At 34.9% G+C, this 5,997-nt stretch carries 6 protein-coding genes and 2 pseudogenes; 1 reads left to right on the top strand and 7 read right to left on the bottom strand.

The annotated features are described in order from the left end of the window. Positions 1–3: 3 nt before the first annotated feature. From queD to folK (AFK68_RS43465), 7 genes and pseudogenes are all read right to left on the bottom strand, one after another. Positions 4–456 carry a 6-carboxytetrahydropterin synthase QueD gene (gene queD / locus AFK68_RS14470; RefSeq protein ID WP_094673414.1) on the bottom strand — a complete coding sequence of 151 codons (453 nt, stop codon included), beginning with the start codon at positions 454–456 and terminating at the stop codon, positions 4–6. Positions 457–1,139: 683 nt separating this feature from the next. Then, positions 1,140–1,901 carry a dihydropteroate synthase gene (locus tag AFK68_RS14465; RefSeq protein WP_246844193.1) on the bottom strand — a complete coding sequence of 254 codons (762 nt, stop codon included), beginning with the start codon at positions 1,899–1,901 and terminating at the stop codon, positions 1,140–1,142. 582 nt (positions 1,902–2,483) lie between these two features. Next, positions 2,484–3,203 (bottom strand): bifunctional dihydropteridine reductase/dihydrofolate reductase TmpR, encoded by a 720-nt coding sequence (gene tmpR, locus AFK68_RS14460; RefSeq protein WP_094673413.1) that lies wholly within the window; start codon positions 3,201–3,203, stop codon positions 2,484–2,486. A gap of 854 nt (positions 3,204–4,057) precedes the next feature. After that, entirely contained in the window at positions 4,058–4,285 is a 228-nt protein-coding gene (locus AFK68_RS41740) for an HNH endonuclease (RefSeq protein ID WP_246844192.1), read from the bottom strand. A gap of 82 nt (positions 4,286–4,367) precedes the next feature. Continuing rightward, positions 4,368–4,486 (bottom strand): HNH endonuclease (locus AFK68_RS14450; RefSeq protein WP_371357388.1); only part of this gene is annotated, 119 nt, incomplete at its 3' end. Between the two features lie 107 nt (positions 4,487–4,593). Continuing rightward, positions 4,594–4,805, bottom strand: a pseudogene (folK, locus tag AFK68_RS14445) (2-amino-4-hydroxy-6-hydroxymethyldihydropteridine diphosphokinase); the annotation flags it as partial. A 1-nt stretch (position 4,806) separates the two neighbouring features. After that, positions 4,807–5,261: 2-amino-4-hydroxy-6-hydroxymethyldihydropteridine diphosphokinase (gene folK / locus AFK68_RS43465; protein ID WP_143437878.1), on the bottom strand; the 455-nt coding region annotated here is incomplete at its 3' end. Between the two features lie 499 nt (positions 5,262–5,760). Here folK (AFK68_RS43465) and AFK68_RS45210 point away from each other — a divergent pair. Further along, positions 5,761–5,893 (top strand): annotated as a pseudogene (locus tag AFK68_RS45210) (IS5/IS1182 family transposase); the annotation flags it as partial. Positions 5,894–5,997 lie beyond the last annotated feature (104 nt).

The raw sequence follows: 5,997 nt of genomic DNA, 5'->3' as shown, positions 1-5,997 counted from the left end.
ATTCTAAAGTATCAAAAAATTACTTTCCCCTTTTGAATAAATACATTGACTTGTACAAGTTTCATCAATTCTAACTGCTACAAGTCCGGGAATTTTATCTTCTAATTGTTCGTAAATCCATTTAGCGATCGCTTCGCTGGTAGGATTAGCTAAACCTGTAGTTTCGTTTAAGTGATAGTGGTCTAAGTAATTATCAAGCAGGGGTTTAAGATATTTTTTAATATCCCCATAATCCATAATCATACCCTGTTTTGCTCCAGAATTTACCAATTTATTTCCAGAAACATAAATAATACCCCGCCAAGAATGACCATGTAATCTGGCACATTTCCCATCGTGATTAGGTAGTTGATGGGAAGCTTCAAATCTAAATTCTTTACCTATTATCCAAGTTTCTGAATTAGATTCATTTTTTAGAGTTTGAGATTTTCCCTCTTTTCCTTCATTTAATTCCATTGCTTTTCAGTTATCAGTTATTCAGTTAAAATACCTCCTTAAGTTTAATTTTTTTTCTCTTTTCTTACTTATTACCGAATAATGAAGACCTCGCCCGATCGGGCGGGGTTTAATTAATGAAGACTTCGCCTGATCGGGCGGGGTTTAAATAATTAAATAATTCAGCACCCTTTGACTCCCCTTTCAAGGGGAAACAATAATTTTTTTTCCTTATTGGTCAATCCTCTCCCTCAAAGGGAGAGGTAATTATCAATTATCAATTATCAATTATCAATTATCAATTATCAATTAATGAATTCCTCCTTCCTCTTTCTTGTCTACTCCCTACTCCCTTTACTATTAAGTTCAAAGTACCTCCTCAAGTTTAAGTTGTTTTCCCATTCTTTACTAATCTTAAATGATTTGTGAGAAAAACTGTAGGGGTTTGGTTTGCCCACCCCATTTTAGATTGGGTTTGGAGACCAAACCCCTAGGAAAAAATATTATAACCTATTTAAGACTCCTATTACTTCTTCCTTCTTCCTCCTTACCAAAAAATGAGGGCATGTGCCTCCCCTTTTAAGGAGATGAAAAAATATTTAACTCAGTATTCAAGCCTCCGACTTTAGTCAGGGGTTCGCTGATAACTGATAACTGATAACTGATAACTGAAATTACTCCTTCCTCCTTCTTCCTTCTTCCTTCTAACGAAATAATCCCAAAGTATCTAAAACAGCTCTAATTTTAGGAACTTCATGGGTTCTAAATAAGTCAGTTTTTCCCAACGCAGCTAACACACAGAAAAAAGGTTCAGCACTTCTAACTTCTTCTCCAAAACATTCAAAAGCATGGGGAAGTGCATGACATACAGGAAAACCTAATTTTCTCAATCTAAAAGTATTTAAAAAAGTTTTCATCTGATAACCAATGCGTAGAGAACTATCCTGAAGATTTTTATAATAAAATCCCAAACCAGGGTCAATAAATATTTTTCTCACGCCATACTTAGTTGCTGTTTCTATTTCTTTAGCAAAATATTCATACATTAAATTTGTGGGGTCATCTCCAAAATCAAAATCACCCACTTCTCTAACATTTTTTCCCTGAACATAACAGATAATTACCCCCGCATTAAATTCAGATACAGTCTGATAAATTTCTGCACTTTTTTCCGGTCCTGTTAAATTAATTATATTAGCTCCTGCCTTTAAACATTCTGTGGCAACTTCTGGATAATATGTTTCTATTGAAGTCAAAACACCTTCTTGATTAAGAGCTTTCAGAACAGGCAAAATTTGACTTTTTTGCCTAATATCTTCTACTCTTTCCGCCTTTTCTAAAGTTGATTCTGCTCCAATATCTACCACATCTGCACCTTGAGCTTTCAAAACCATTCCGCGACGAATAGCTGTTTCTGCACTTAAACATACACTTTCTCTATACCAAGAATCATTAGAAAGATTTATTACTCCTAAAATAGCTTTCTCAGTATTAAAANAGCTGTTATAGAATCTTTGTTTTGTTCGTGGATTGTATATAAATCTTCAAGATTAAGCATTTCAGTTATTAGTTATTAGTTATCACTATCTTCAGCTTCAACAAAAGGTAATAAAATCAGAAATTTCCTTTTTTATCCCCTTGCAAAGGGAAGCTTGAGACCTTCTTTCTTAGTCAAATGTTTCCTAACTTAAATAAGTTAAAATTTTCCCTATTCCCTAATTTGATTGTGCATATTTTTTTGAATCTCAAACTACCCATAATTATGATGAATATATTATATCATGTCTGGATAATTCAGTCATCACAAAAACTTTCTCCTTTCTAGTCTTTTCTTCCCTTCTCAATTCTGAATTCTGAATTCTGAATTCTAAATTCTGCCTTCCCTAATTTGATTGTGCCTATTTTTTTGAATCTCAAACTACCTATAATTATGAGGAATATATTATATCATGTCTGGAGCATCAGTCATCACAAAAACTTTCTCATTTATAGTCTTTTCTTCCCTTCTGAATTCTCAATTCTAAATTCTAAATTCTGCCTTCCCTAATTTATAAATTCCAACCACCAGATACTTCCAAAACTTGTCCTGTAATATAATCAGAATCAGGATTAATAAAAAACCAAACTGCATGATTAATTTCTTGCAAAGTTGCTGGACGTTTAGCAGGTAGTTTAGGAATCATTTCTTCAATATCAAAAGAATTTTCAGCTATTCCAGGGGATACTACATTAACAGTAATTTTGTCTTTAATTACCTCTTGAGCCAAAGACTTACTATAGATGATAATACCTGTTTTGGCAATTATATAAGCCGTATTTGTCTTTCGTGCTACCACATTTTGGGCATGAGCGCAAGCAAAATTAACTATTCGTGCCCCATTAGCTGCTTTGAGATAGGGAAGTGCTGCTGTAGTGACATAGAAATTGGAATTGAGATTAGAGTTAATAACTTCCTGCCACTCTGCTATGGATATTTCCCTGGTAGGTTTTCCTAAAAAGTTTCCTACATTATTGACTACTACCGATAAACCTCCAAGTTTTTCTACTGCATTTTCCACAAGAGACTGAGCTTCCTCTGGTTTAGTCACATCTGCTTGTAGAGCAATAGACTTGACTCCATAGGTAGCTGCCTCTTGACTTGCTTGGTTAGCTGCCTCCGCACTCCGGTTATAGTGAAATGCTACATCAAATCCTTTACTAGCTAAGTCAAGAGCGATCGCCTTACCTATTCCAACTGCTGAACCTGTTACAAGTGCTTTTTTGATCATTTAGTAGAATTGCTATTTTAATACCAATTTCCTAACCTTATACCAATTCACTTTAAAAATGTCACAAATAGTTAGCGACTGATAATGTGAAATAATAAGCTGAAATTACTGTTAAGTTTTAGACAGCATTTTCCTCGACATTTATGGACAACTGTGGACAAAATGTATAGGTATAACCGTCTTTTTGATGTACAACTTTTAATTTGCTTACATGAACACTTTTAGCTTTTTGTCCTGGCACTGTGAAATTAAAACTATTTGATGAGCGAGCGAGGATTAACTCTACCTACAACTCCAGTTTCAATATTCAAGGCTAAGTCTCCACTATTCCAACCTTTTATCGGTTTTAGCGGGTTGTACCTATGGGGTATCCATATTTATTTACCGCTGCTTTCTGTCTACCTCNCTTTTTGATGTACAACTTTTAATTTGCTTACATGAACACTTTTAGCTTTTTGTCCTGGCACTGTGAAATTAAAACTATTTGATGAGCGAGCGAGGATTAACTCTACCTACAACTCCAGTTTCAATATTCAAGGCTAAGTCTCCACTATTCCAACCTTTTATCGGTTTTAGCGGGTTGTACCTTATGGGGTATCCATATTTATTTACCGCTGCTTTCTGTCTACCTCCTTGCCCTTTGCAAATAGCAGCTAAAGCTTGGGTGGTGTGGAAATTTAACTGATTTACTTCACCTACACAAGCAGCATCTATGCAGTGCGATGAAGGCAGCTTATGTTTTCTGCGGTTAAATTTTGTTTGTCCCCCGCGCTTATGTGATTACAGTCAACCCAGTAGTCTTTAAAGTGTTGAACAATTTCCACCGACAAGAATTAACCGAGTAGTGCATCTTTTCAAGGTAATTTGGCTTGGGTTTCTATTCGCTTTAATAATTCTGGTTTTCCTGATAAGAATTCCTTGACATCTCGGTTACTCTTAAGTTGATTGCATTTAGTACAGGCAACAGTTAAGTTAGATACTCGGTCTAAGCCTCCTTTCGATATGGGGTGAATATGTTCTATTTCTAGTGGTGTATTTTTTTGACCACAGTAAGCACATTGGCGACCCCATTTGTCTAACAAATATTCTCTCAACTTACTTTAACCTCAAAGTTTTGAGCCGATAAAATCTCAATTTTGACTTTTGACTTTTGACTTTTAACTNACAGTTAAGTTAGATACTCGGTCTAAGCCTCCTTTCGATATGGGGTGAATATGTTCTATTTCTAGTGGTGTATTTTTTTGACCACAGTAAGCACATTGGCGACCCCATTTGTCTAACAAATATTCTCTCAACTTACTTTAACCTCAAAGTTTTGAGCCGATAAAATCTCAATTTTGACTTTTGACTTTTGACTTTTAACTTCCGTGAAACGGTATAACTTGCCAGCTTAAAGCTTAGATACTCCTGAACATTCTACCTCTTCTAGAAGTTTAGCAATTGTTTTTCCCGAAACTGGGTCTATCCAATCAGGGGCTATTTCCGCTAGGGGTACAAGTACAAAAGCTCTTTCTCTCATTCGAGGATGAGGTATTTGCAGATTAGGAGTATCTAATATTAAATCATCATATAGAATTAAATCTAAATCTAAAGTTCTAGGTCNACTGGGTCTATCCAATCAGGGGCTATTTCCGCTAGGGGTACAAGTACAAAAGCTCTTTCTCTCATTCGAGGATGAGGTATTTGCAGATTAGGAGTATCTAATATTAAATCATCATATAGAATTAAATCTAAATCTAAAGTTCTAGGTCCCCAATGTTCTAAACGTACCCGCTTAAATTTTTGTTCAGTCTCTAAGAGAATTTCTAACAAGTTATGGGGGGTTAATTCTACTTTTAATAATGCACAACCATTGATATAATCTGGTTGTTTTGGACCTCCTACAGGTTTAGTTCTATACCAGTTGGAATAACTAATTAAGTTAATACCAGGAATTTCATCTAAAGTTTGAATTGCGTTTTTGAGGGTATCTAGAGATTCTCCCAAATTACTACCCATGCCAATAGCAGCATTTCCCTGATTTTTTTCTAAGTTGTTTAAGTTAGTAGGATTAGACATTGTTAGAGCGATCGCTTATAATTTCCCGATTGATTTTGTTGATACAATTTCATCAATAATATTTATACTATCTACGAACAGTATCCCACATAAATATACCTTTTCAAATAAGTAGTTAGGAATTAAACATTTATAATGTCTTAGTTGATATATTTAAGATTTCCCGACTTATAGTCAAGCTGGACGATTAGTTATTCAAATATTTATAAAGTCTGAGTTTAGATAGTCAGATTTTTGAAGTTAGTAGTCAGCCGTCAGAATTGAGAAGTCAAATATTTATAAAGTCTGAGTTTAGATAGTCAGATTTTTGAAGTTAGTAGTCAGCCGTCAGAATTGAGAAGCCAAATATCTATAACGTCTGAGTTTAGATAGTCAGAATTCTAGAGTTATTAGTCAACCATTACAACTAGGGCGTGTCATCAATTAAAGAGGTTGACATTAAAAGTATAGTATGCTTATGAAGAATAACTAGAGGAATCATAAAAAAGGACTGCTCTAAATGACTAGACGTTATGGCTTGCGTATGGGACCAATGGGAACGGATTCAAAATCTACTACCAGGCCGTGAAGGAACTGTAGGCAGGACTGCCACAGACAACCGCCTCTTTGTTAAAGCTGTTTTATACAGGTATATAGAAGCCCTAACTGTATCTCCAGAAAATAGGTCCTGGTGGAGAATTAATTGATAAAAAATGGGTAATAATTGATTTGATGATTGGATGAGTGGGAGATATCT

It is taken from the genome of Hydrocoleum sp. CS-953 (assembly GCF_002260545.1).
GTDB lineage: Bacteria > Cyanobacteriota > Cyanobacteriia > Cyanobacteriales > Microcoleaceae > Trichodesmium.
The sequence above is the reverse complement of the archived record's forward strand: the minus strand, read 5'-3'. Positions and strand labels throughout refer to the sequence as shown.